General features: G+C 46.3%; 21 protein-coding genes and 1 tRNA gene. 16 read left to right on the top strand and 6 right to left on the bottom strand.

Features of this window, described 5'->3' with window-relative positions; translation table 11 throughout:
• The first annotated feature begins 86 nt into the window (after positions 1-86).
• The 3 genes from HP548_RS03155 (at position 87) to HP548_RS03165 (ending at position 4,142) form a co-directional block, all read left to right on the top strand.
• On the top strand, positions 87-1,820 hold the full coding sequence (locus tag HP548_RS03155; protein ID WP_076291995.1) for a tetratricopeptide repeat protein: 1,734 nt from the start codon (positions 87-89) through the stop codon (positions 1,818-1,820).
• A 170-nt stretch (positions 1,821-1,990) separates the two neighbouring features.
• The gene (gene trxB, locus HP548_RS03160) at positions 1,991-2,950 is read left to right on the top strand and encodes a thioredoxin-disulfide reductase (protein WP_063566502.1); all 960 of its coding nucleotides are present in this window, start codon (positions 1,991-1,993) and stop codon (positions 2,948-2,950) included.
• 160 nt (positions 2,951-3,110) lie between these two features.
• Positions 3,111-4,142 carry an AI-2E family transporter gene (locus tag HP548_RS03165; protein ID WP_076292022.1) on the top strand — a complete coding sequence of 344 codons (1,032 nt, stop codon included), beginning with the start codon at positions 3,111-3,113 and terminating at the stop codon, positions 4,140-4,142.
• Positions 4,143-4,320: 178 nt separating this feature from the next.
• Here HP548_RS03165 and HP548_RS03170 read toward each other — a convergent pair whose 3' ends face one another.
• The 4 genes from HP548_RS03170 to HP548_RS03185 are packed head-to-tail and all read right to left on the bottom strand — an operon-like array spanning position 4,321 to position 7,755.
• The gene (locus HP548_RS03170; protein ID WP_175380877.1) at positions 4,321-4,923 is read right to left on the bottom strand and encodes a response regulator transcription factor; all 603 of its coding nucleotides are present in this window, start codon (positions 4,921-4,923) and stop codon (positions 4,321-4,323) included.
• A complete protein-coding gene (locus tag HP548_RS03175; RefSeq protein WP_099859265.1) occupies positions 4,920-6,053 on the bottom strand; it encodes a sensor histidine kinase in 1,134 nt (377 codons plus the stop codon). Before HP548_RS03175 ends, HP548_RS03170 begins: the two co-directional genes overlap by 4 nt.
• A 9-nt stretch (positions 6,054-6,062) precedes the next feature.
• Positions 6,063-6,800: an ABC transporter permease gene (locus HP548_RS03180; protein WP_099859266.1), complete on the bottom strand. Its 738-nt coding sequence runs from the start codon at positions 6,798-6,800 to the stop codon at positions 6,063-6,065.
• Between the two features lies 1 nt (position 6,801).
• Positions 6,802-7,755 carry an ABC transporter ATP-binding protein gene (locus HP548_RS03185; protein WP_099859267.1) on the bottom strand — a complete coding sequence of 318 codons (954 nt, stop codon included), beginning with the start codon at positions 7,753-7,755 and terminating at the stop codon, positions 6,802-6,804.
• 362 nt (positions 7,756-8,117) lie between these two features.
• Here HP548_RS03185 and HP548_RS03190 point away from each other — a divergent pair, with 362 nt between their 5' ends.
• From HP548_RS03190 to HP548_RS03220, 7 genes are all read left to right on the top strand, one after another.
• Positions 8,118-9,068, top strand: a complete 951-nt coding sequence (locus HP548_RS03190) for an ROK family glucokinase (RefSeq protein ID WP_063566497.1) — start codon at positions 8,118-8,120, stop codon at positions 9,066-9,068.
• Between the two features lie 51 nt (positions 9,069-9,119).
• Positions 9,120-10,019, top strand: a complete 900-nt coding sequence (rapZ, locus tag HP548_RS03195; protein WP_175380878.1) for an RNase adapter RapZ — start codon at positions 9,120-9,122, stop codon at positions 10,017-10,019.
• Between the two features lie 13 nt (positions 10,020-10,032).
• The gene (locus HP548_RS03200) at positions 10,033-11,019 is read left to right on the top strand and encodes a gluconeogenesis factor YvcK family protein (protein WP_053782950.1); all 987 of its coding nucleotides are present in this window, start codon (positions 10,033-10,035) and stop codon (positions 11,017-11,019) included.
• 6 nt (positions 11,020-11,025) lie between these two features.
• Positions 11,026-11,964 carry a DNA-binding protein WhiA gene (whiA, locus tag HP548_RS03205; protein ID WP_076291990.1) on the top strand — a complete coding sequence of 313 codons (939 nt, stop codon included), beginning with the start codon at positions 11,026-11,028 and terminating at the stop codon, positions 11,962-11,964.
• A gap of 254 nt (positions 11,965-12,218) precedes the next feature.
• Positions 12,219-12,488, top strand: a complete 270-nt coding sequence (locus HP548_RS03210) for an HPr family phosphocarrier protein (protein WP_017691248.1) — start codon at positions 12,219-12,221, stop codon at positions 12,486-12,488.
• A 147-nt stretch (positions 12,489-12,635) separates the two neighbouring features.
• Positions 12,636-13,391, top strand: a complete 756-nt coding sequence (locus HP548_RS03215; RefSeq protein WP_175380879.1) for an SIMPL domain-containing protein — start codon at positions 12,636-12,638, stop codon at positions 13,389-13,391.
• Positions 13,392-13,755: 364 nt separating this feature from the next.
• Positions 13,756-14,853: a PdaC/SigV domain-containing protein gene (locus tag HP548_RS03220; protein ID WP_175380880.1), complete on the top strand. Its 1,098-nt coding sequence runs from the start codon at positions 13,756-13,758 to the stop codon at positions 14,851-14,853.
• A gap of 191 nt (positions 14,854-15,044) precedes the next feature.
• Here the strand turns inward: HP548_RS03220 and clpP are convergent, their stop codons facing one another.
• Together clpP and HP548_RS03230 are read right to left on the bottom strand one after the other, a co-directional pair.
• A complete protein-coding gene (clpP, locus tag HP548_RS03225; protein ID WP_072735760.1) occupies positions 15,045-15,641 on the bottom strand; it encodes an ATP-dependent Clp endopeptidase proteolytic subunit ClpP in 597 nt (198 codons plus the stop codon).
• Between the two features lie 179 nt (positions 15,642-15,820).
• Positions 15,821-15,895, bottom strand: a tRNA-Arg gene (locus HP548_RS03230).
• A 483-nt stretch (positions 15,896-16,378) separates the two neighbouring features.
• On the opposite strand from HP548_RS03230, the gene HP548_RS03235 reads away from it, so the two are divergent.
• From HP548_RS03235 to eno, 6 genes are all read left to right on the top strand, one after another.
• Complete coding sequence (locus tag HP548_RS03235) at positions 16,379-17,404, top strand: sugar-binding transcriptional regulator (protein ID WP_076291987.1); 1,026 nt, start codon at positions 16,379-16,381, stop codon at positions 17,402-17,404.
• 104 nt (positions 17,405-17,508) lie between these two features.
• Positions 17,509-18,516, top strand: a complete 1,008-nt coding sequence (gene gap / locus HP548_RS03240) for a type I glyceraldehyde-3-phosphate dehydrogenase (RefSeq protein WP_056695277.1) — start codon at positions 17,509-17,511, stop codon at positions 18,514-18,516.
• A gap of 149 nt (positions 18,517-18,665) precedes the next feature.
• Positions 18,666-19,847, top strand: coding sequence for a phosphoglycerate kinase (locus tag HP548_RS03245; RefSeq protein ID WP_076291986.1), 1,182 nt, complete (start codon positions 18,666-18,668; stop codon positions 19,845-19,847).
• 33 nt (positions 19,848-19,880) lie between these two features.
• Positions 19,881-20,633, top strand: coding sequence for a triose-phosphate isomerase (tpiA, locus tag HP548_RS03250; protein ID WP_017691241.1), 753 nt, complete (start codon positions 19,881-19,883; stop codon positions 20,631-20,633).
• Positions 20,633-22,177, top strand: coding sequence for a 2,3-bisphosphoglycerate-independent phosphoglycerate mutase (gpmI, locus tag HP548_RS03255; protein WP_076291984.1), 1,545 nt, complete (start codon positions 20,633-20,635; stop codon positions 22,175-22,177). The genes tpiA and gpmI overlap by 1 nt, the downstream gene beginning before the upstream one ends.
• A gap of 240 nt (positions 22,178-22,417) precedes the next feature.
• A complete protein-coding gene (gene eno / locus HP548_RS03260; protein WP_076291983.1) occupies positions 22,418-23,704 on the top strand; it encodes a phosphopyruvate hydratase in 1,287 nt (428 codons plus the stop codon).
• Positions 23,705-23,771 lie beyond the last annotated feature (67 nt).

The raw sequence follows: 23,771 nt of genomic DNA on the forward strand, positions 1-23,771 counted from the left end.
ACATGAAACTACATATTGAGAAGTGGGCCTTAAGATGTGGTATACTGGAGAGTATGAATGAAAGCAAAGAGGAGGTGCCTTGGAAGATGAAGGGCAAGCTACTGCGGGCTGAGGGACACCTTGCCAATGTAATACCGATTCACTTGGATGCTTCTTTCTTTTTTGAGAGAGCTGTCCGCTCGCTGGACCGTAATCACGTCGACAAGGCATTAAAATATTTTCGTAAAGCTGTTGAATATGAGCCGGAAAATCCGGTGAATCATTGTAATATGGCGGGTATATTATCAGAGAAGGGGGATTACGAGGCTTCCAATGCCGTTCTTGCGCATGTGCTCGACGTGGTAGATCCGTCCATGACGGAATGTTATTTCTACATGGCGAACAATTATGCGAATATGGATCGGTTTGAAGAAGCTGAGCAAGCGCTTGTTACGTATTTGGAGGAGGATACCCAAGGTCAGTTTATGACGGAAGCCGAAGAGATGATGGAGCTTCTGTACTACGAGCTGGATCGACCAGCCAAACTGAACCGGATCAAATCACGTAAGGGTGTCGTTGAACACGATCAGGCGCGGGAATTGTTGGAACAAGGGAAGTTTGCACAGGCGGCTGAGCTGCTGGAAGGCATGTCACCCGAGTATCCTGATTATTTGGCTGCTCGCAACAACTTGGCGCTTGCCTATTATTATATGGGGCTGTTTCCCAAGGCGAAAGAGACGATTGCCGAGGTACTGGAGCAGGAGCCTGGTAATTTGCATGCACTGTGTAATCTGGCGATCTTTCATCAGAACGAGAATCGAGCAGACCAAGTGCTGCTTCTGATCAAAAAATTGCGTGTCATCGTGCCTTTCCAGCACGAACAGGTCTACAAGCTGGCTACCACGATGGGTATCCTAGGTCAACATGATACGGCTTATGTACATTTCCGTCGGCTGTTGAAGGATGAAGAAACCGCTGCGGATCCGGCTCTCGCACATTATGCAGCAGTCGCAGCTTATAATACCGAACGTTACGATTCCGCTGAACGTCTGTGGCGTCATGTGGGCAAGCTGGATCCGGGTTCGGAAGTATCCCGGTACTATCTGTCGGGTCTTGAGGCAGTGAAACAGGGAGAAAAAGATCCGGAGAAACTAAGTTATCACTATCATCTGCCATTTGACGAGCAATTCAGACAATGGGAGAACTATGGCAATGGCATACCTGAAGAGATGAAAAATGATCCATTGATCCGTTCCTCTTTCTTCTGGGCGTTGCGACATGGGGATCGGGCTACCAAGCTCCAGGTCATTCATGCTCTTGGCATGATTGGTGATTATGAGGTGCAGCAGGCACTGCAATCCTTTATCGAGGAACCTGGTGAAGATCAGGAATTGGTGGAAGCCGCTCGTTCCGTGTTAAACGGTCTTGGTTCAGAAGGAGCTGAGCAGGATGATTCTCCTGTTCTGCGACCGTTAACTGCATTGAGCCAACGAACCATTCCGAAGATGGAATCTTTGACGGAACAAACGGAGGCGAAAGCTTCTTCGCATTGGCAGGCGGTCGTGGACCGTGCATTACAGATGTCTGAAGCCAAAGCCGAATTGCAGCAAGAAATGGAGCGGCTGTGGAAAGACTATGTATCTCGCGTGCACCCGGAAGTACCTGGCACGAAGCAAATTGAAGGTTTGGCAGCGGGATTGGAATATCTGGCTGCTAAGATTCATAGTCGTCCAGTGACCTACCAAAGCATAGCCGACCGGTACGGCATATCAGCTGCCACCGTCAGCAAATATGCACGGCAAATCAATAAAGTGTGCAATTCCAACCCACCGGTCCAGTAAATGTTCCTTGAAAATCTCGCTTTGGGATAGACTTCATTGCGTGAAGGATACATAAGCCTGGAAAACGGGTAAACTTAACGAATAGGTCTCGACATGCCTGTAGGATATCATCATAGCAAGTTAATCGCCACTCAACACACTCTCAACCTTATTAAGGAGGCTGTATCTATATGTCTAAATACAGAACGATTGTGATCGGAACCGGACCTGCGGGTCTGACAGCAGCGATATATCTGGCTCGTGCTAATCTAAACCCACTGGTTATCGAAGGTCTTCAGCCGGGTGGTCAATTGACGACGACAACGGAAGTTGAGAATTTCCCTGGTTTTCCGCAAGGCATTATGGGTCCGGAACTGATGGACAATATGCGCAAGCAAGCGGAGCGTTTTGGAGCTGAGTTCAAAAATGGTTGGGTGGAAGAAGTGGATTTCAGCAAACCGCCCTTCAAGGTTAAAGTTGGAGGCATCGGTGAACTGGAAGCCGAATCGATCATTATCTCTACCGGCGCTTCGGCCCGTTATCTCGGCATTCCCGGAGAGCAGGAGAATGTGGGACGTGGGGTAAGTACATGTGCCACCTGTGACGGATTCTTTTTCCGTGGTAAAAAGATCGTCGTTGTTGGCGGTGGAGACTCCGCAATGGAGGAAGCCAGCTTCCTGACCCGTTTTGCAACAGACGTTACCTTGGTTCACCGCAGGGACGAATTACGTGCCTCGAAAATTATGCAGGATCGGGCTCGCAGCAATGAGAAGGTGAAATGGGCTTTGAACCGTACACCGCTCGAAGTTGTGCCTGAGGCTCTTGGTGTTAAAGGGCTTAAGGTACGCAATAACGAGACTGGACAGGAAGAATTGCTTGAAGCGGATGGCGTATTCATTGCCATTGGACATACACCAAATACGGGGTTCCTGAGCAACCAAATTACTTTGGATGAACACGGCTATGTTGTCGTTAAACCGGGTACAACCGAGACCAACATTCCGGGTGTGTTCGCCTGCGGTGATGTTCAGGATACGAAGTATCGTCAAGCCATTACAGCAGCAGGTTCAGGATGTATGGCTGCAATGGACTGCGAGAAATTCCTCGAAGGAAGCATTGTACATGACTGGAGCGAAACACTGGATAAGTAAGCATGAAAAGGGCATGGTTTGGCATAAATTAAGTAGAAGAGACAACGGGAAGTCTCATGATGTGAGAAGCCGGAAGGCTTCTCTTTTTTTGAAACCAAAGTGGGCATGAGATCGTATACATAATGGGCATATTAGCTGTGAGGTGAAGACTTTGGGGGAAATGATAAAAGATTGGTTACAAAATGCAACAGTGCGGCGTTTTCTCATTCTGCTGTTGTTTTGTTTGGTTCTATTCAGCATGGGGAGTATGCTGCACATGATTTTGCTGTTATTCCTGGTGACGTATGTCATGAACAGGTTGCAGCATTTTATCACAGAGAAGTTGAATCGTTTATTTCCGGTTAACTATAAAGTTGTAGTCATCCTGCTCTATCTTATCGTTATTGCAGCCATTGTACTGGGCATCTCCAGGTATTCACCACGGATTGTGGATCAGGTCGTTCAGTTGACGAATGAGATCATGAAGTTTCTTGATACTGCTGACGGAGATAATTTTGCTTCCAAAATTGCAGGTTATCTTCAATCGTTCGATATCAAAAACTATACCAACGATGCTTTAAAGTATATTTTTGCGTTAAGCAAATGGTTGGAGTTCATTCTGCTGGTCATCATTCTGAGTCTGTTCTTCTTGTTGCAGAAGCGGGAGATTTCCAAGTTCACCGCCAAGTTCAAAACAAGCAAGATCGGATGGTTCTATAATGAAGTGGCTTATCTTGGAGATAAGTTTGTATCTTCTTTTGGTAAAGTGATCGAGGCACAATTGTTGATTGCGGTCTTTAATACAGCTTTGACGATTCTGGGATTATGGATACTCGGTTTCCCATATTTGTTCGCTCTGACCATTCTGGTATTCATGCTGAGTCTGGTACCCGTTGCGGGGGTTATCATCTCACTGATTCCGCTGTGTCTAATCGGTTATCAACTGGGTGGGTTACAGCTCAGTGTGATCGTGATCATTATGATCGTCATCATTCATGCGTTGGAGACGTACTTCCTGAATCCGAAGCTGATGGCGCACAAAACCAAATTGCCGATGTTCTACACGTTTATCGTACTGATTCTGTCTCAACATTTTCTGGGGATCTGGGGGCTTATCATCGGTATTCCGATCTTTGTCTTCCTGCTCGATATTCTGGACGTCAACAAGATGGAAAAAACGGAAGAGCCTGTACGTGTGGAAACGAAGTTGTGACCAGTAGCTGAATAGCTGCTGAAGGATAGGTTTAGGTACAGGTAACGTTCATAAAAGTAGAGAAAAACGCCTCCCGTTCCCGGAAGGCGTTTTTCTCTGCCCATATTCACTGGAAGATGTATGTAAGTGGATGTATTTAGTACATTTGTTGGTACTTATGAACCGAGCGCGCTATTCTCTACAACCATCCTTTCTGCTCTGCAATGCTGACGGCTTCCATACGGTTCTTGGCATCAAGCTTGTTAAAAGCTTCAGACAGGTAGTTGCGCACAGTACCATAGGAAAGATGAAGCGAGGCAGCGATATGATTGGCATTCATACCCGTGGCTGCGAGCTTAAGCACTTCTTTTTCACGTTCAGTTAACGGATTCGTTTCTTTGGCGGCACCAAAAACGAGCTCTGGGGAAACCTCTCGTCCACCATTCATGACCCGACGAATAGCTCCTGCCAAACGATCGCTCGGCTCGTCCTTAAGCAAATATCCTTGTACTCCAGCCTGGATGGCACGCTCCAGGAATCCCGGACGGGCAAAGGTAGTGAGGATAATAATACGACAGGGCAGTCCGAGTTGTTGTATGCGTTCCGCTACGTCCAGGCCGCTCATCACAGGCATCTCAATATCCATAAGACATATATCCGGATGGAGGGAACCAATCTGCTTCAGAGCTTCGTCTCCATTACCTGCTTCACCGATGACCTCAAAATCATCTTCAAGGTCTAACAGTGAGGCAAGTGCACCTCTCAGCATGCGTTGATCTTCAGCAATCAAAATACGAATCATGCTCGAATTCCTCCTTGGTGTTCAGTGGCGATCAAGGGAAAAGAAAAGACAAGAACAGTTCCTCCAGAGTCCGAGGAAATATGGAGGGAGCCGTCGATAAGGTTCAGTCGTTCAGACATGCCTTTTAGGCCATTGCCTTGATGTTCACCAGGACTAATGCCATTACCGTTATCTTTAACCCGTATGCTTATGCCATCATGCGTTCGTTCCAGCTTAATTACACAGCAAGTGGCTTTGCTATGTTTTACAATATTCGTTACGGCTTCAAGCAGACAGAGGCTCGCCATGTTCTGGGTTAGATCGGGAACATCATGAAATAGGCCCTGTTCTCCTATTAATTGAAGCTCGATATCAGCACTCTTCAACATTTCTTTGGCATCGGCAAGTGCTTCAACCATGCTGATTGCCCGCATGTCAGAGACAAGCTGGCGTACTTCCCGCAATGCCGCGCGGGAGGTGCGCTCAATCTCCCGTGCTTCCTGTAAGGCACGTTCGGGATTTTTGACAATGAGTTTGGCAACCAGCTCACTCTTCAGTGTGATCAGCGAGAGCGTATGTCCCATGGTATCATGCAGATCCCTGGCAATTCGCATTCGCTCTTCACGTTTGATTAATTCCTTGATATGCTGCTGAGCTTCATCCAGCTGGGCCTCCAGCTTTTGTCGATCCAGCATGGAACGGATCCCGAAGGGTGAAGCAAGCATAATAAGGTAAAATGGTGCAAAAAACATGAGTTGATAAGCGCTAAGGTATTGAATTTTTAAAGCAATTGGAATGGTCTGGACAATGGCGAATATGACCAAAAACATTCGGAACTGACGTTTTTCCGTGTACCATCCGATAAAATTGGCTGTGAAAAATCCGAGGAAAAACATATTGGGATCGATCACCAGGCTTAGTACCAGAACGCAAAGCATCTGTAGGCTAAGCCAATAGGAAAAGAGTGAGGTACCTGATGTCATGTAGAGTTGCCGATAAGTCAGGATAAATACGATGAAGGAGGTTACGCCGATGTACCACTCATGTCCCTGTGCGTTCCACAAATAATAGATTGGCATAGCCAGATAGATCATCCATATATACGGGTAAAAGCCATATCGCTTTGGGAAAAGCTCGAAATGCTGAAGCATATTTGAAGATTACGCCTCCCTTTGTTTATTACGGATATATGTGGATAGTAACATAAAACCCACCAGATATGCTGCCAAAAGTAGGATATCGCGCAGGGCAGGCACGCCTCCGGCTATAATAACCCACGCTCCATTGCCAAAGCTATGGGAGGGCAGCCAGTTGCCGATCTGTCGTAGCCAGCTCGGCATAATGTCAAGAGGCATCCACATCCCACCCAGCAAGGCCAGAGATAGATAGAGAGCGTTGCTCAATCCACTGGCGGTGTCCACCCGTCGGAATGTTCCTATACAGGTGCCAAGTGCAAGAAAGGGGAGAGAACCAGCCAGAATCCAAAGGGCGGAGCCGATCCATTGAGCAGGAGGAAGTGATACACCATTAATCAGGAATCCAGCTGTAAAGATGACGAAGATGGAAAACAGGTGCATTATCGTTTGTCCCACCATTTTGCCTCCAAAATAAATCGAGTTGGGTAACGGAGTCACTTGCAAGTAAGCGACCCAACCCTGTGCTCTTTCTTGGACAAGTCGGATACCGAGTGTCATGATCGAGGATCCCATGATGCTGAAGCAGGTCATAGACATCAAGTAGTGGGCATTCCATTGTTCTGAATCTGTTGTTCCTGTAGTGAAGATGCGCGTATAAAGAAAATAGAAGGCGACGGGCATCATCAAGGACCAGAAAATAAAGTAGACATTGCGGGACATGCGGAGCATTTCAACACGAGATTGAGCGAGAAGCATCAACATATCAAATTTCCTCCTTCATGCTTTCCATCAGGTTTGCATAGGCATCGTCCAGCTGTCCGGTTTCAATTCGGATGTCACTAACGGGAATCCCGCGTTCAATGAGGTGACGGAGCAGCACATCTGTATTTTTGGTGTGAAGAATGTAACGATCTTTGTGATATTCGATCCCGTCTACATCGGGCAGCTCTTCGATTTGTGCACGGACATCGACTACGGATGCCATCTCCGTGTTGGACACATCATCATTGGTGAACATGCTATGCGTAGTTGAAAAGGAAATCGTTCGTATGGTGATTCCGGCCTTGATATTCCCTGGTGTTCCGTCTGCAACAATGGTACCTCGGTTAAAGAGAATGATTCGATCCGCTATTTCATCTGCTTCATGGAGGTAGTGCGTTGTGAAGATTACGGTTTTACCCTCCTGTGCCAGCTGGCGGATTCGTTCCCAGAAATGTCTCCTTGTTTCCGAATCCAGTCCGACTGTAGGTTCATCAAAGAATAGAATTTCGGGATTACCTGCCATGGCGAGGGCAAAATTTAGGCTGCGCTTTTGTCCGCCGGACAGCTTCTCTGCTCTTTTATTTAAGTCGGCTGGAGGGAGTCCCGTCAGTTCTTCGATATGGTCTGCATGAAGCGGTGCGGGATAATAGCTGCGTACCATGCTTATAATCTCTCGAACGGTAAGCCCATCCATTACACTCACATCCTGCAGCATGACACCAATCTTCTGTCGAACCTGTGTGTGATTCGGTTTTTGGCCAAGCACAGTCACAAGTCCTGATGTAGCAGTGGACAAGCCGAGCATCATTTTCATGGTTGTTGTTTTGCCGGCGCCATTAGGGCCAAGGATCGCAACAACCGAACCACGGCTGATCTCTAAGGAGATATTGTTGACAACTTCTTTGTTGCCGTACCTTTTGCTTACCTGTTCAAGCTTTATAACGGGTGAGCTCATCTTGAATCACGTCCTTGTTCTGTTCTACAAGATATTTCCATCTTATCGAACTGCCTGAGACGTGATTAGTAAGGATTGTCATGAGATTCAGATGACAATTGTCATCTTTTACGCATGGAACGAGTGGATATGCAATATCATGAGTTGAGGCCTCCTCCTCTATGGAGGAAGGGATAAAGCCTGCGTTTTTAATAGAGACAAATGAGGTTGTATACGTATTCAAAGATAGCCTGTGATGTTGTTCACAATAGCGAGGAAGCTAATCACAGCAAAGGTCTTATCGTCTTGACCCAGGCGTATCCTTCAATTATAGTTGGTACGTAGGATTAAACTATTATAGATAGATAAAGGTGGCTTGTAGCATGTCTGAGAAAATCTACGTTGGGGTCGATCTCGGCGGAACAGCAATCAAGGTCGGTATATGTGATGAACACGGTCAGCTTATGCATACGTATGAAGGACCGACTGAAGTGGATAAGGGCGTTGACACGGTCATTGCCAACATCGAAAAGTATGTCCGTCATATCGTTGCCGAATCGCCTTACAGCTGGGAACAGCTTGAAGGTGTAGGAGCAGGAGTGGCTGGGTTCACCAATGTACGCGAGGGAATTATCGTTCTTGCCCCTAACATTGGATTTCGGAATGTAGCCATTCGTTCGATTTTGGAAGAACGTCTGGGCAAGCCAGTCAAAATAGATAACGATGCAAACGTGGCTGCACTGGGTGAAGCTTGGGCAGGTGCTGGCAAGGGCGTGGACAACTGTGTATGCTATACGCTTGGTACAGGCGTTGGTGGTGGACTGATCTTGAACGGCAAGATCTATCAAGGTTTCTCCGGTATGGCTGGTGAGCTTGGTCATGTCAGTGTTGTTCCTGATCTGGAAGCAATTCAATGCGGATGCGGCAAAATGGGATGCGTGGAAACTGTATCTTCAGCAACTGGAATTATTCGTATGGCCAAAGACGCTGTAGAGCGTGGAGACCATACATCACTGGCACTCGTGGATAAGATTGCAGCTAAAGAAGTATTTGATGCTGCTAAAGCGGGCGATGAAGTTGCTCTTCGTATCGTCAATCGTGCAGCATTCTATCTGGGCAAATCGATGGCGGCTGTAGCGGCTGTGATTAACCCTGAGATGTTCATTATCGGTGGCGGTGTATCCAAAGCGGGTAATATTTTGTTTGATGAAGTACGGACTGTGTTTGCGAAACTGACACCTGAACCGCTGCAAGAAGGGGTTAAAATTCTTGAAGCAACGCTTGGCAACAATGCAGGTATTGTTGGCGCGGCGGGTCTTCTCTTGCGTTCCTAGTAACCTCGTAACAGTATAATCCGACAGCAATATGATAAGGAGGGGACATTTATGCTTGAAGGTGAAGTTTCACCGGGCACAGGCGCCACGCTCATTATCATTACGGGCATGTCCGGAGCAGGCAAGACGATTGCAGTACAAAGCCTGGAGGATCTTGGTTTCTTCTGTGTGGATAATCTTCCGCCGGTATTGATTCCGAAATTCGCGGAGTTGATTGAGCAATCGAACGGCAAAATTGGCAAGGTCGCACTGGTTATCGACCTTCGCGGTCGTGAGTTCTTTACGGCTTTGTCCGAGTCACTGAACTATATTAAAGATCATTTTACCATTCATTGTGAAATACTATTCCTGGACGCGACAGACTCTGTATTGGTCCAGCGCTATAAGGAGAGCAGGCGCAGACATCCACTGGCTCCTGATGGCATGCCGCTTGATGGCATCCGGCTGGAACGTAAGATGCTGGAGGAACTCAAAAATTCCGCCACTCAGGTACTGAATACCAGTACGATGAAGCCTGCTCAACTGAAAGAGCGCATCATATCCCGCTTTTCTCATCTGGAAAGCCATATGCTGTCGGTAAATATTACATCGTTTGGGTTCAAATACGGTATTCCGATCGATGCGGATCTGGTGTTTGACGTTCGTTTCTTGCCAAATCCGCATTATATTGAACATTTACGTCCGAATACGGGACAGAATAGTGATGTATACGAATATGTTATGAAATGGCCGGAGACGCAGGCGTTTCTGACCAAGCTGCTGGATATGCTGCATTTTCTGATTCCGCAATACCGGAAGGAAGGCAAAAGCCAGGTTATTATTGGAATCGGCTGTACCGGAGGCAAGCATCGTTCGGTAGCAATATCGGAATATTTGGGCAAAATGTTGGGAAGCAGCGAAACTGAGGCTGTTACCGTGAGCCATCGCGACGCCGACCGGGACCGTCATTGAAGAGGGTGAAGGGATGAAAGAAGCCGGACCACGAAGAGAACGTCCGAGAATTGTAGTCATGGGCGGCGGAACCGGATTATCCGTGATGCTGCGCGGTTTGAAGGAAAAGCCGCTGGACATCACGGCCATCGTGACGGTGGCGGATGACGGAGGAAGTTCGGGCATCCTGCGTAATGAGTTGCAAATGCCGCCTCCGGGCGACATTCGTAACGTACTTACAGCGCTGGCTGATGTAGAACCATTGTTGTCGGATATGCTGAATTATCGCTTCAATACAGGCGCGGGGCTTGCAGGCCACAGCCTGGGTAACTTGATTTTGGCTGCAATGACGGATATATCGGGCGACTTCGTGACCGCTGTGCGGGAACTTAGCCGCGTGTTTGCCGTTCGGGGTGAGGTATTGCCGGCAGCCGGGCAGGCCGTTATACTGCATGCAGAGATGGAGGATGGCTCAATTGTTACGGGCGAGTCCAAAATCCCTGAAGCTGGCTTACGGATCAAACGCGTTTTCCTTGAACCGGATCACGTGGAGCCGTTGCCAGAGGCTGTTGAGGCTATTCGTCAGGCAGACGCCATCCTGATTGGGCCAGGTAGTCTCTACACGAGCATTCTGCCCAATCTGCTTGTACCTAAGCTGGCTGAAGCTGTCGTTGAGGCTGACGCAGTAAAAATGTTTATTTGTAATGTGATGACACAGCCGGGAGAAACGGATAATTACACGGTGAGTGACCACCTCAAGGCGGTACATGAACATGTAGGACACCAAATTTTCGACTATGTCATTGTAAATAATGGTGATATTCCGCTGCAGGTGCAGAATAAGTATGCGGAAAAAGGAGCTAAACCGGTTGTGCTGGATATGAATGTGCTGAAGAGTGCCGGCTATCAAGTCGTTGCGGATACGTTGGTCCTATTCCGAACTTATCTGCGCCATGATGCCGACAAGCTGAGCCATCACATCTATCAACTTGTACAAAATTGGATGTTACGGAAGAGGTGAAGTCCCATGTCGTTTGCAGCACAGACAAAAAAAGAACTAACGATGATCGAAAGCGAACCGTGCTGCGAAAAGGCGGAACTTTCAGCCCTCATCCGTATGCTTGGTGCGGTGCAGTTATCGAATAAAAAAGTCATCTTGGATATTTCGACGGAGAATGCCGCCATTGCAAGACGGGCATACTCTCTGCTTAAAAAGCATTTTCAAGTGCATACGGAATTGCTTGTCCGCAAAAAAATGCGGCTGAAAAAGAACAATGTATATATTGTTCGGATTCCAACCATGGTACAGGAGATTCTAAAAGATCTGTACATTGTTTCCGAAGGATTTCTGTTTACTCCCGGGATCAGTGGAGAACTGTTCAATAATAACTGCTGTAAACGTGCTTATCTTCGAGGCGCATTTATGGCAGGAGGCTCAGTCAACAATCCCGAAGGTTCATCCTACCACCTGGAGATTGCGTCCATGTATGAGGAGCACTGTCAGGCCCTAGTGGACCTGGCGAATGAATTTCATCTCAATGCCCGGTGTATAGAACGCAAAAAAGGATTCATCCTATACATTAAGGAAGGCGAGAAAATCATTGAGCTGCTCAGTATCATTGGTGCACATCAGGCCCTTTTCAAGTTCGAGGATGTGCGTATTATGCGAGATATGCGTAATTCCGTCAACCGAATCGTCAATTGTGAGACAGCGAACCTGAATAAAACGATTGGAGCAGCCGTCAGACAGATCGATAACATCAGACTGTTGCAAAAGGAAGTTGGTCTGGAGTCGTTGCCCGAAAAGCTTCGTGAAGTGGCTGAAGTCAGACTCGCCCATCCGGATATCAACTTGAAGGAAGTAGGCGAACTGCTTAAAGGTACAGTCAGCAAGTCTGGAGTGAATCATCGGCTCCGCAAAATTGATGAGCTGGCAGAAAAGGTTCGTACCGAGCGTTACGGTTAAATTAAGATTAAGGTAGTCTGGGAATTGATTGTTTTGGTTTTCGCCAAAAGGTCAGTATAAAGTCAGCCCATAAGTATCAGGAGAGCTGCTCAGGTGTAATGAGGTGATGTAAAAAGGCTAAAATGGGTCATAATAATGACATCCCAATCACCCTGAGTTTTTTCTTCTAGTGTCCTGCTCTGGTTATATGGTATAATGTTATAAATATAATTGTGTATTTAATGTCCAGATTTCATAATAGGGGGTAAGTTTCCATGACAAAGCACCCGGTAGTTGTCCGTTTGAAAACGGGTCTCCATGCCAGACCTGCGGCACTGTTCGTTCAAGAAGCGAATAAGTACTCATCTGAAGTGTTCGTCGAGAAGGACGACAAAAAAGTAAATGCAAAAAGTATCATGGGGATCATGAGCCTTGCAATCAGTACTGGTACGGAAATCCAGATTAGTGCAGAAGGCGCGGACGCCGAACAGGCTGTAAACGCTTTAGTTAGTCTGGTAAGCAAGGAAGAGCTTGAGAACCAATAAGATATGATTTGAACCCAATGAAGAAGTCCCGAAAGGGGCTTTTTTGCGTTTTAAGGCTGTCAAGTGCAACATTATGGAATTAAGCCCGTCTGTTAGGTATCAAATCGATTTGAGTTTGAGATGTTAAAACTTAAGGAGGCTAACGTAATGGGTAAATTATGGTTGAAACCGCTGGGCGCGGTGATGGTTGCAGGTACATTGCTTGTAGGAGGTACTGCGTGGGTAGCACCTAGTAATTATGCGTATGCTGCTGAGGTACAGGGGGTACAGCAAAACGTGATCAACGTTGTGGGTACAGGTGAGATTCAAGTGAAGCCGGACATCGCTTATCTTTCCATTGGAGTGAACAGTACAGCAGATACTGCAGCCTCCGCTCAAAAAGCGAATGCAGCGAAAATTCAAAAAGTTAGCAATCTGCTGAAAAGTACGTGGAAAATCAGTGCGGATGATATTCAAACCAGCCAGTTCTACGTACAGCCTAACTACACGTATAGTGAAAAAGACGGACAGAAGATCAAAGGGTACACAGCTCATCATACATTGACTGTAACGTACCGGGAGATGGACAAGATTGGTGAACTCCTGGATGCTTCATCCCAAGCTGGTGCCAATAATATTGAGAATGTGCGTTTTACGGTAGAAAAACCGGAGAGCTTTGAAGCTCAAGTGATTGAAAAAGCTGTTGCCAATGCTGATGTGAAAGCTGGAGCTATTGCAAAAGCAGTTAAACGTCAACTGGGTGCTGTTCTCTCCGTGAGCCAAGGTGACGCTAATGTACCTGTGTTCTATGCAAGTGAGGCTCTGATGTCCAAAGCAACAGCTGATTCTGCTGGTAGCACAGAAATTGAAACAGGACAGGTTAAAGTAAGCACAACGCTGAATATTACGTATGAAATGAAATAAGTAAAGTAAATGAAGGCTGGATGTCCGTTAAAGTTATGCTTGAGCGGGCGAAAGGCAATAATGACAAAGACGTTGTCCATCGGACAGCGTCTTTTTTGTTATAAAGGCGGACTTTGATGAAGTTTGGAAAGAAGAGGTGAAATATGACGAAATGAATTGCTGGTTTTTGGTATCTTTTTTGTCCATTTGTTCGTAACAAAACCTTCATTATAGGCATCTGGATCGAACAACATTGTAACTGGAGCTGTAAACCTTTCCGGAATTGGGTTAATTATAATAAAGAGGTGAGCGTATGAGGCATACGATCAAATCAGGATACATACGCAATGACACTCAATTTGAATTCGAGAGAGGAGTTTTATATATGACATCATGGAAAAAATGGACAAGTGCACTACTGGCGGCAGGAATTATTGTGGGGAGCGGGACTGTATGGCAGGAAAGTTCAGTACAGGCAGCTTCAGTATCGACGAAAGTGACAACACCTACTGAGGTAACTCTGAAATCGGGAGGAAAAACGCTTACTCAAAAAGGACTGCTTCAAGGTGGCTCCACTTGGGTTTCGCTTACCGCAGTGAAAGATGTTGCAGGTGGAAGTTTGAAATATGATGCTAAGACTAAAGAATACTCCTTAACGGCAGCTAATAATACGATGACCATCAGCCTGATTGATGGGGCACCGAGTGTTAGAATTAATAACTACTATCCGCAAGTGGAAGCGAAGCTGATCAATGGCCGATTGTATATTCCGTTTTCTGCAATGAGAGATTATTTGGGTGTTCAGGGCAGCTGGGATGGAAAAGCCAAGACACTGACGCTGAGTAAATTGAAGCAAAATAGCGTGACAGTCAAAGCGGCAACAGTGAAGGTCAGCATCAAGAACGCTGAAGTCGATATTCAATATCCTCAGGTGAGCGGACTGGCTAACGATAAAGCAGAAGCAGCTATCAACAAGGTGCTAAAAGATGAAGTCGATGCTTTCGTAGCGGATTTTAAAAAACAAACCAAGGAATTTGGTGACGCAGCAGCGAACCGTCCATACGCATTTGAGAGTTCTTATGTGGTGACGTATAACGAAAATGGTGTGCTTGGGCTCATTACGCAAAGTTATCAAGATTATGCGGGCGCACATGGCATGACGTTCCGTACAGGTCACACCTTTGCTCTGGATTCCGGTAAAGAATTGAGTCTGGATGATGTGATCCAAAATAATAAAACCGTACGTGAGACAGTAAGTAAAAAAGTGGGAGATCAGCTTAAAGCAAGTGGTGGTTACCTTGAAGGCTATAAAGGTCTGAATAAAGATCAGGATTTCTATGTAACACCAACAGGTGTAGTTGTATTCTTCCAGTTGTATGAATACACAGCTTATGCGGAAGGCTTCCCGGAATTCCCGTTCACATACAAAGAGCTGCTTCCTAAAGGCACAGAGCCGTTCAGTGGCTTAACAGCAGACAAGTAAAGTATTAGATTTTCTATGAAAGTTAAGTGAATCGATTGAATTTGTATCATGCACTCTTAAATTATCATCAAAAAAAGGACGCCCTCGTCATATTGACGAGAGCGTCCTTTTTTCATATAGCCAACTCAACTGAGCGTTGCCGTTTGAGTTGGCTATATGGCATATTCATTTAATTGGCAATTCGCCTTGGCTTAGATGCCCTGGGAACCTACGTTTTCGATAACTTTATCGATGATACCGTAATCAGCAGCTTCAGCAGCACTCATAAAGTAGTCACGATCTGTATCTTTCTCGATACGCTCCAGCGGTTGGCCTGAGCGCTCAGCGATGATGCGGTTCAACGTATCACGCATTTTCAGGATGCGGCGGGCACGAATTTCGATGTCCGAAGCTTGACCTTGCGCACCACCAAGTGGTTGGTGAATCATGATTTCGCTGTTAGGCAATGCAAAACGTTTACCTTTGGCACCTGCGTTCAAAAGGAATGCACCCATCGAAGCCGCCATACCTACACAGATGGTAGATACATCCGGTTTGATGAATTGCATTGTATCGTAAATTGCCATACCGGCTGTAATGGATCCGCCTGGGCTATTGATGTATAAGTGAATGTCTTTCTCCGGATCTTCCGCAGCTAGGAACAACATCTGTGCCATGATGGCATTCGCCACAACGTCATTTACATCACTGCCAAGGAAGATGATACGATCCTTCAGCAATCTGGAATAGATGTCATAGGCGCGCTCACCGCGGTTGCTCTGTTCAACGACCATTGGAATATAACTCACGTGAAAAACCTCCTCGGAAATGTAAATGTTAAATTGGTGTTTATATATAAACTGTTACCGTATTACCCACATCATAAACAATTTCAAACAAAAAGTCAAAGAAAGTCAAACTAAGTTTTAAAAAAAAGAAACCTATTCGGTTTCATTGGTTAAGAGTGTTATGAGCTACTAATTAAGAATGGCGCGCCCGCCAAGAATCGAACTTGGATCTCAGGCTTCGGAGGCCTACGTCATATCCATTGGACCACGGGCGCACATTGATTATTGCTGCGAGCATAGTTGCTTAAAAGCAGTTTTGAAATAAAAGCTTCAAATATGTGACAGCAATAATGATTATAGCTCATGAACAATTGAATTGCAAGCAGATGTTCGCTGTTTTGGTTTGGAATACCCTGAAAATGATCATGATGAAGATAAGTGGATAAAGAGCGCAAATAGGTAAATGCTAAAAGAGGTTTTGGACATGCCATATGAAAGACAATAGCAAGCAATATGTAGATGAGAATTTTACTTTGCTTCTATATATGGTATCGAACAGGTTGTTCTCGATCATGGGAGATTGATATTGTGAAAATAGGCGCGTACAAATGCCTGAAACGTGTCGAAATAACGCTTCGAAACACTTGCATGTCGCGTCAGTTTTAGGTAGAATAGACGTGGGACTTAAAAAGTTAACCCGGGACGTTTTAGGGCCATGAAAGAGAGCTTGGAACGAGAAGCTTGCGGGAGTGGAAAGCATGCGAACGATTTTAGAAGTGCAAAAGCAGCTTCTGCCTGATCTCATGGATGTCTTGAAGAAGAGGTATACGATTCTGCGCCAGATCATGTTATCGGATGTGATCGGACGAAGAACGTTAGCTAATTCCATGCAGATGACCGAGCGGGTTCTGAGGGCTGAGACCGATTTGTTAAAGGCTCAGGGACTTATTGAAATTGACAGTGCAGGGATGAAGATCAGTGAGGCAGGGCATGAATTGCTGCAGCAGTTGGAACCCGTCGCCAAAGAGCTGTTCGGATTATCCGAACTGGAAGAACGCATCAAGCAAGCCTACGGTCTGCAAAAGGTAGTTGTGGTTCCCGGCGATTCGGACATTTCTCCATTTGCCAAACGGGAGCTGGGCAGAGCCGGAGCGAAGGCTCTGGGTAATATTATGAGTGATAACGATGTTGTCGCCGTTACAGGCGGTTCAACAACGGCTGAAGTCGCTGAGCAATTGACTCCGCCAACATCGCTGAAAGGTGTCTGGTTTGTACCGGCACGCGGCGGGCTGGGAGAAAGCCTCGAAATTCAGGCCAACACGATAGCATCCACGATGGCAAAACGGGTAGGAGCCCAATACAAACTCTTGCATGTACCGGATTTGCTTAGTGATCATGCCTACGAATCACTAATCCAGGACCCGAGTGTTCAGGAGATTCTGCAGCTGATCCGAAAATCGCGGATTGTCATTCATGGAATCGGTGATGCCGTAGAGATGGCACGGCGCCGCAAACTTGCGACAGAGATCATAGATGAACTCCAGGAGCAAGGGGCCGTATCGGAATCCTTCGGTTATTACTTTAATGATCAGGGTGAGGTGGTACATACCATGCTTACGCTGGGCATGCGACTCCAGGATATTGAACGAACCGATGTTGTGATTGGGATTGCAGGTGGCAAGAGCAAGGCTGCTGCCATACATTCTGTTCTTCGATTTGGTCAGGAAGATATTCTGATTATTGATGAGGCTGCTGCTGAAGTCATCGTCGCTGAAATGGAATAAGGTTTATTTGCACCACAACCATTGTTGTCTTGACGGACTTCACCGTCTGTCTTGAATATATAAGCTTCATAAAAAATTAATCAAAACTTGGGAGGAACTTACTCATGATTAAAGTAGGTATTAACGGTTTTGGACGTATTGGTCGTTTGGCATTCCGCCGTATTCAAAATGTAGAGGGCATTGAAGTTGTAGCAATCAACGACTTGACTGATGCTAAAATGCTGGCTCATTTGCTTAAATATGATACAACTCAAGGTCGCTTCGATGGCGATGTTGAAGTACACGATGGCTTCTTCAAAGTGAACGGCAAAGAAGTTAAAGTATTGGCTAACCGTAACCCAGAAGAACTTCCTTGGGGCGACCTGGGCGTAGATATCGTTCTGGAATGTACTGGTTTCTTCACAACTAAAGAAGCAGCTGAGAAACACTTGAAAGGTGGAGCTAAGAAAGTTGTTATCTCCGCACCAGCTACTGGCGACATGAAAACCATCGTTTACAACGTAAACCATGAAATCCTCGACGGTACTGAAACTGTAATCTCCGGCGCATCTTGCACAACTAACTGCCTGGCACCTATGGCAAAAACACTGCAAGACAAATTCGGAATCGTTCAAGGTTTGATGACTACAATTCACGCTTACACTGGCGACCAAAACACATTGGATGCTCCACACCCTAAAGGTGACTTCCGTCGTGCTCGCGCAGCAGCTGAAAACATCATCCCTAACACAACTGGTGCTGCTAAAGCAATCGGTTTGGTTATTCCAGAACTGCAAGGCAAACTCGACGGTGCAGCTCAACGTGTACCAGTAGCTACTGGTTCCCTGACTGAGCTCGTGACTGTATTGGGTAAAAAAGTTACTGCTGAAGAAGTTAACGCAGTAATGAAAGAAGCTTCCGATCCACAAACTTTCGGATACACAGAAGACGAAATCGTATCTTCCGATATCCAAGGTATCACTTTCGGTTCCCTGTTTGATGCAACTCAAACTAAAGTTCTGACTGTTGGCGACCAACAATTGGTTAAAACTGTAGCTTGGTATGACAATGAAATGTCCTACACTGCTCAACTGGTTCGCACTTTGGAGCACTTTGCAAAAATGATCAAGTAATATCTGCAATAACATAGAGCGGAAACAGATGCTATTGTTTCCGCTCTTTATATATCAACATTTTGCAAATTTCTCAAAAACACCAGGATTGACAAGGGATTTGGGCCCTTGATTGATCCACCAAATACATGGGTGCGGAGGAAATACAGATGAACAAAAAAAGTGTACGTGATATCGAATTGACAGGAAAACGGGCTTTTGTCCGTGTAGATTTTAATGTGCCGCTCGAAGATGGTAAAATTACAGATGACAAACGTATTCGTGCCACGCTTCCTACGATTAACTACTTGATCGAAAAAGGCGCTAAAGTTATTTTGGCAAGCCACATGGGTCGTCCAAAAGGCGAAGTGGTTGAATCCATGCGTTTGACTCCTGCTGCTGAGCGTTTGTCCGAATTGCTCGGCAAAAAAGTCGTTAAAGCGGATGATTCCGTTGGCGAAACAGTAAAAGCACAAATCGCTGAACTGAACAACGGCGACGTATTGTTGCTTGAGAACGTTCGTTTCCACGCAGGCGAAGAGAAAAACGATCCGGAACTCGCTAAACAATTTGCAGAACTGGCTGACGTATTCGTTAACGATGCATTCGGCGCAGCTCACAGAGCACACGCTTCGACAGAAGGTATCGCTCACCTGTTGCCAGCAGTATCCGGTCTGTTGATGGAGAAAGAACTTGAAGTGTTGGGCAAAGCAATCTCCAACCCTGAGCGTCCTTTCACAGCAATTATCGGTGGTTCCAAAGTTAAAGACAAAATCGATGTGATCGACAACCTGTTGAACATTGCAGACAACGTAATCATCGGTGGCGGTCTTTCCTACACATTCATGAAGGCTCAAGGTTATGAAGTAGGTCAATCCCTGCTGGATGAGTCCAAACTGGATGTAGCTCTGGGCTTTATTGAAAAAGCGAAAAAACTGGGTAAAAACTTCTATCTGCCAGTTGATATCGTTATCTCCGACGACTTCAGTGCGAACGCAAACACGAAGATTGTTGAAGTTGGCGACATTCCTGCAGATTGGGAAGGTATCGACATCGGTCCTAAAACACGTGAGATCTATGCTGACGTTGTTAAAAACTCCAAACTCGTTGTATGGAACGGACCAATGGGCGTATTCGAAATCGAGCCTTTCTCCCACGGTACTCGTGCAGTAGCGGAAGCTTGTGCTGAGACATCGGCATACACCATCATTGGTGGCGGTGACTCCGCAGCAGCAGCTGAGAAGTTCAAATTGGCTGACAAAATGGACCACATCTCTACAGGTGGCGGTGCATCGCTCGAGTTCATGGAAGGCAAAGTGCTTCCTGGCGTAGTTGCATTGAACGACAAGTAAGCTTTAAGCTATAGCATGAAGGAGTTGAAAACCATGAGAACACCGATTATCGCAGGTAACTGGAAAATGTTCAAAACGGTTTCCGAATCCAATGACTTCATTCAGGAAGTTAAAGGAAAAGCGGAAGTTGAAGGCGTAGAGACTGTTATCTGCGCACCGTTTACGAATCTGCCATCTCTGGTAGAAGCCGTTAAAGGCACAAACATCAAAATTGGTGCACAAAATCTTCATTTTGAAGACAACGGTGCATTCACAGGTGAAATCAGCGGCGTTATGCTGAAAGACCTGGGTGTGGATTATGTCATTATTGGTCACTCGGAGCGCCGTCAATATTTTGCGGAAACCGATGAGACTGTCAATAAAAAATTGCATGCAGCATTCCGTCACGGATTGACTCCAATCTTCTGTCTTGGTGAGACGCTTGAAGAGCGCGAAGCGAACCAAACAAAAGACGTATGTAAAGTGCAAACAGAAGCTGCTTTGGCAGGTCTGTCTGCAGAGCAAGCGGCACAAGTGGTTATCGCTTATGAGCCAATCTGGGCGATTGGTACAGGCAAATCCTCCACTTCCCAAGATGCGAATGAAGTTATTGCTTACATCCGTACACTGGTGAAGGATCTGTACAACGAGACGGTTGCGAGTGCAGTTCGTATTCAATACGGCGGCAGTGTTAAACCTGAGAACGTAACAGAATACCTCGGACAAAGCGACATCGACGGCGCGCTTGTTGGCGGTGCCAGCTTGCAGCCGGCTTCGTTCATCGCGCTTGTTGAGGGGGCGAAGTAATGACAGCTCCAAAACCTGTAGCACTGATCATTATGGACGGCTTTGGTCTTCGTAACACGGAGGAAGGCAACGCGGTAGCGCAAGCCAAGAAACCGAACTATGACCGTTTTATGAGCCAATTCCCACATACAACTCTCACTGCTTGCGGTGAAGCTGTAGGTTTGCCGGAAGGGCAAATGGGGAACTCCGAGGTAGGTCACCTGAACATTGGTGCCGGCCGGATCGTATACCAGGATTTGACTCGTATTTCCAAATCGATTCGTGACGGTGAATTTTACGATAATGAGACACTCGTTAAAGCTGTTCGCGAAGCGAAACAAAACGGTAAAAAGCTTCACTTGTATGGTTTGTTGTCCGATGGCGGCGTACATAGTCACATCGACCACTTGTTCGCTATGCTGGATCTCGCCAAAAAAGAAGAAATGAATGACGTATACATTCATGCCTTTATGGATGGCCGTGATGTTATGCCAGATAGCGGTAAAGAGTTCATGCAGAAGCTGATTGCCAAAATCGAGGAAGTCGGTGTAGGACAAATCGCAACGGTTCAAGGTCGCTACTATGCGATGGACCGTGACAAACGTTGGGAACGTGTTGAGAAATCATATCGTGCCATCGTTTATGGTGATGGACCGAAATACACTGATCCACTCAAAGCGGTTGAAGAATCGTATGAAAAATCCGTATTTGACGAATTCGTTGAACCAACGGTTATCGTTAAAGCAGATGGCCAGCCGGTAGGTTTGGTGGAGAGCGGCGATTCCGTCATTTTCCTCAACTTCCGTCCTGACCGTGCGATCCAACTGTCGCAAGTATTCACGAACCAGGATTTCCGTGGTTTCGACCGTGGTCCGAAGTTCCCTGTGGGCTTGCACTTCGTGTGCCTGACCTTGTTCAGTGAGACCGTTGAAGGCTATGTGGCGTACTCGCCTAAAAACCTCGACAACACGCTGGGTGAAGTTCTGGTACAGAATAACAAGAAACAATTGCGTATTGCAGAAACCGAGAAATACCCGCACGTAACCTTCTTCTTCAGCGGCGGCCGTGATGTTGAGCTTCCGGGCGAAACACGCGTGCTGATCAACTCACCAAAAGTTGCAACGTACGACTTGCAACCGGAGATGAGCGCGTATGAAGTAGCTGACGCATGTGTTCGCGAGATTGAAGCAGACAAACATGATGCCATCATTCTGAACTTTGCTAACCCTGATATGGTTGGACACTCCGGCATGCTGGAGCCTACGATTAAGGCAGTAGAAGTAACAGATGAATGTATGGGCCGTGTTGTAGATGCAGTACTCGCTAAAGGCGGCGTTGTGTTGATTACTGCGGATCATGGTAACGCGGATATGGTGTTCGATGAGCAAGGACGTCCGTTCACGGCTCACACAACGAACCCAGTTCCATTCATCGTTACAGATGCTAACGTTACCCTGCGTGAAGGCGGAATCCTCGCAGATATCGCTCCAACGATTCTTGACTTGATGCAATTGCCTAAACCGGAAGAAATGACAGGTACATCCGTCATCGCTACCCGTAAATAATATAATTTTAATAGGTTATTGAATAAGACCTAAGTTGTACCTTAACGAAGCGGGCAGAACCGATCTGTAGAAGCGAAGCGTTCGCCTTTATCACATGATTTCAACTTATAAAAATAAGTTCAAAGAAATCAGGGGATAACAGCGATCGGAAGACGGTACTGCATGCGGAGTGGCCTGGTGCAACTCAACTATTCTGAACGTATTAAAATAAAATTCCACATTTAAAGGAGATTATCACTCATGACTATTATTTCTGACGTGTACGCTCGCGAAGTCCTCGACTCCCGCGGTAACCCTACAGTTGAAGTTGAAGTATACCTGGAGTCCGGCGCAATCGGACGCGCTATCGTTCCATCCGGTGCATCTACTGGTGCCCACGAAGCTGTTGAGCTTCGCGATGGCGACAAATCCCGTTACCTGGGTAAAGGCGTTCTGCAAGCTGTTAAAAACGTAAACGAAACAATCGCTCCAGAAGTAATCGGTATGGATGCATTGGATCAACTGGGTATCGACAAATTGATGATCACTTTGGATGGTACGCCAAACAAAGGTAAACTGGGTGCTAACGCAATCTTGGCTGTATCCATGGCAGTAGCTCGCGCAGCTGCTGACGCTCTGGACCTGCCATTGTACGTTTACCTGGGCGGATTTAACGCTAAAGCACTGCCAGTACCAATGATGAACATCATCAACGGTGGTGAGCATGCTGACAACAACATCGACGTTCAAGAGTTCATGGTTCTTCCAGTTGGAGCTCCAAGCTTTAAAGAGGCTCTTCGCGTAGGCGCGGAAATCTTCCACAACCTGAAATCCGTACTGAGCTCCAAAGGTTTGAACACAGCTGTAGGTGACGAAGGTGGTTTCGCACCGAACCTTGGTTCTAACGAAGAAGCAATCACTACAATCATCGAAGCTATTGAAAAAGCTGGTTACAAACCAGGCGTTGACGTATTCCTGGGTATGGACGTTGCTTCCACTGAGTTCTACAAAGATGGTAAGTACACACTTGCTGGCGAAGGTAAATCTTACACTTCTGCTGAGTATGTTGACCTTCTGGCTTCATGGGTTGAGAAATACCCAATCATCACAATCGAAGACGGTATGTCCGAAGATGACTGGGATGGTTGGAAATTGCTCACTGAGAAATTGGGAGACAAAGTACAACTCGTTGGTGATGACCTGTTCGTAACGAACACAGAGCGTCTGGGTAGAGGTATCGAAGAAGGTATCGGTAACTCCATCCTGATCAAAGTTAACCAAATCGGTACATTGACTGAAACATTCGATGCAATCGAAATGGCTAAACGTGCAGGATACACTGCTGTAATCTCCCACCGTTCCGGTGAGTCCGAAGACAGCACAATCGCTGACATCGCTGTTGCAACTAACGCAGGTCAAATCAAAACGGGTGCTCCTTCCCGTACAGACCGTATCGCGAAGTACAACCAATTGCTCCGCATTGAGGATCAACTGGGTGAACTGGCTCAATACAATGGTCTCAAAGGTTTCTACAACCTCAAAAAATAAGTTGTCTTACGACAACTCACGGGCAAGCCGGGTAACCGGCTTGTCTTTTTTATTAATTTTATTTTAA

This window comes from Paenibacillus taichungensis (genome assembly GCF_013359905.1).
Classification (GTDB): domain Bacteria; phylum Bacillota; class Bacilli; order Paenibacillales; family Paenibacillaceae; genus Paenibacillus; species Paenibacillus taichungensis.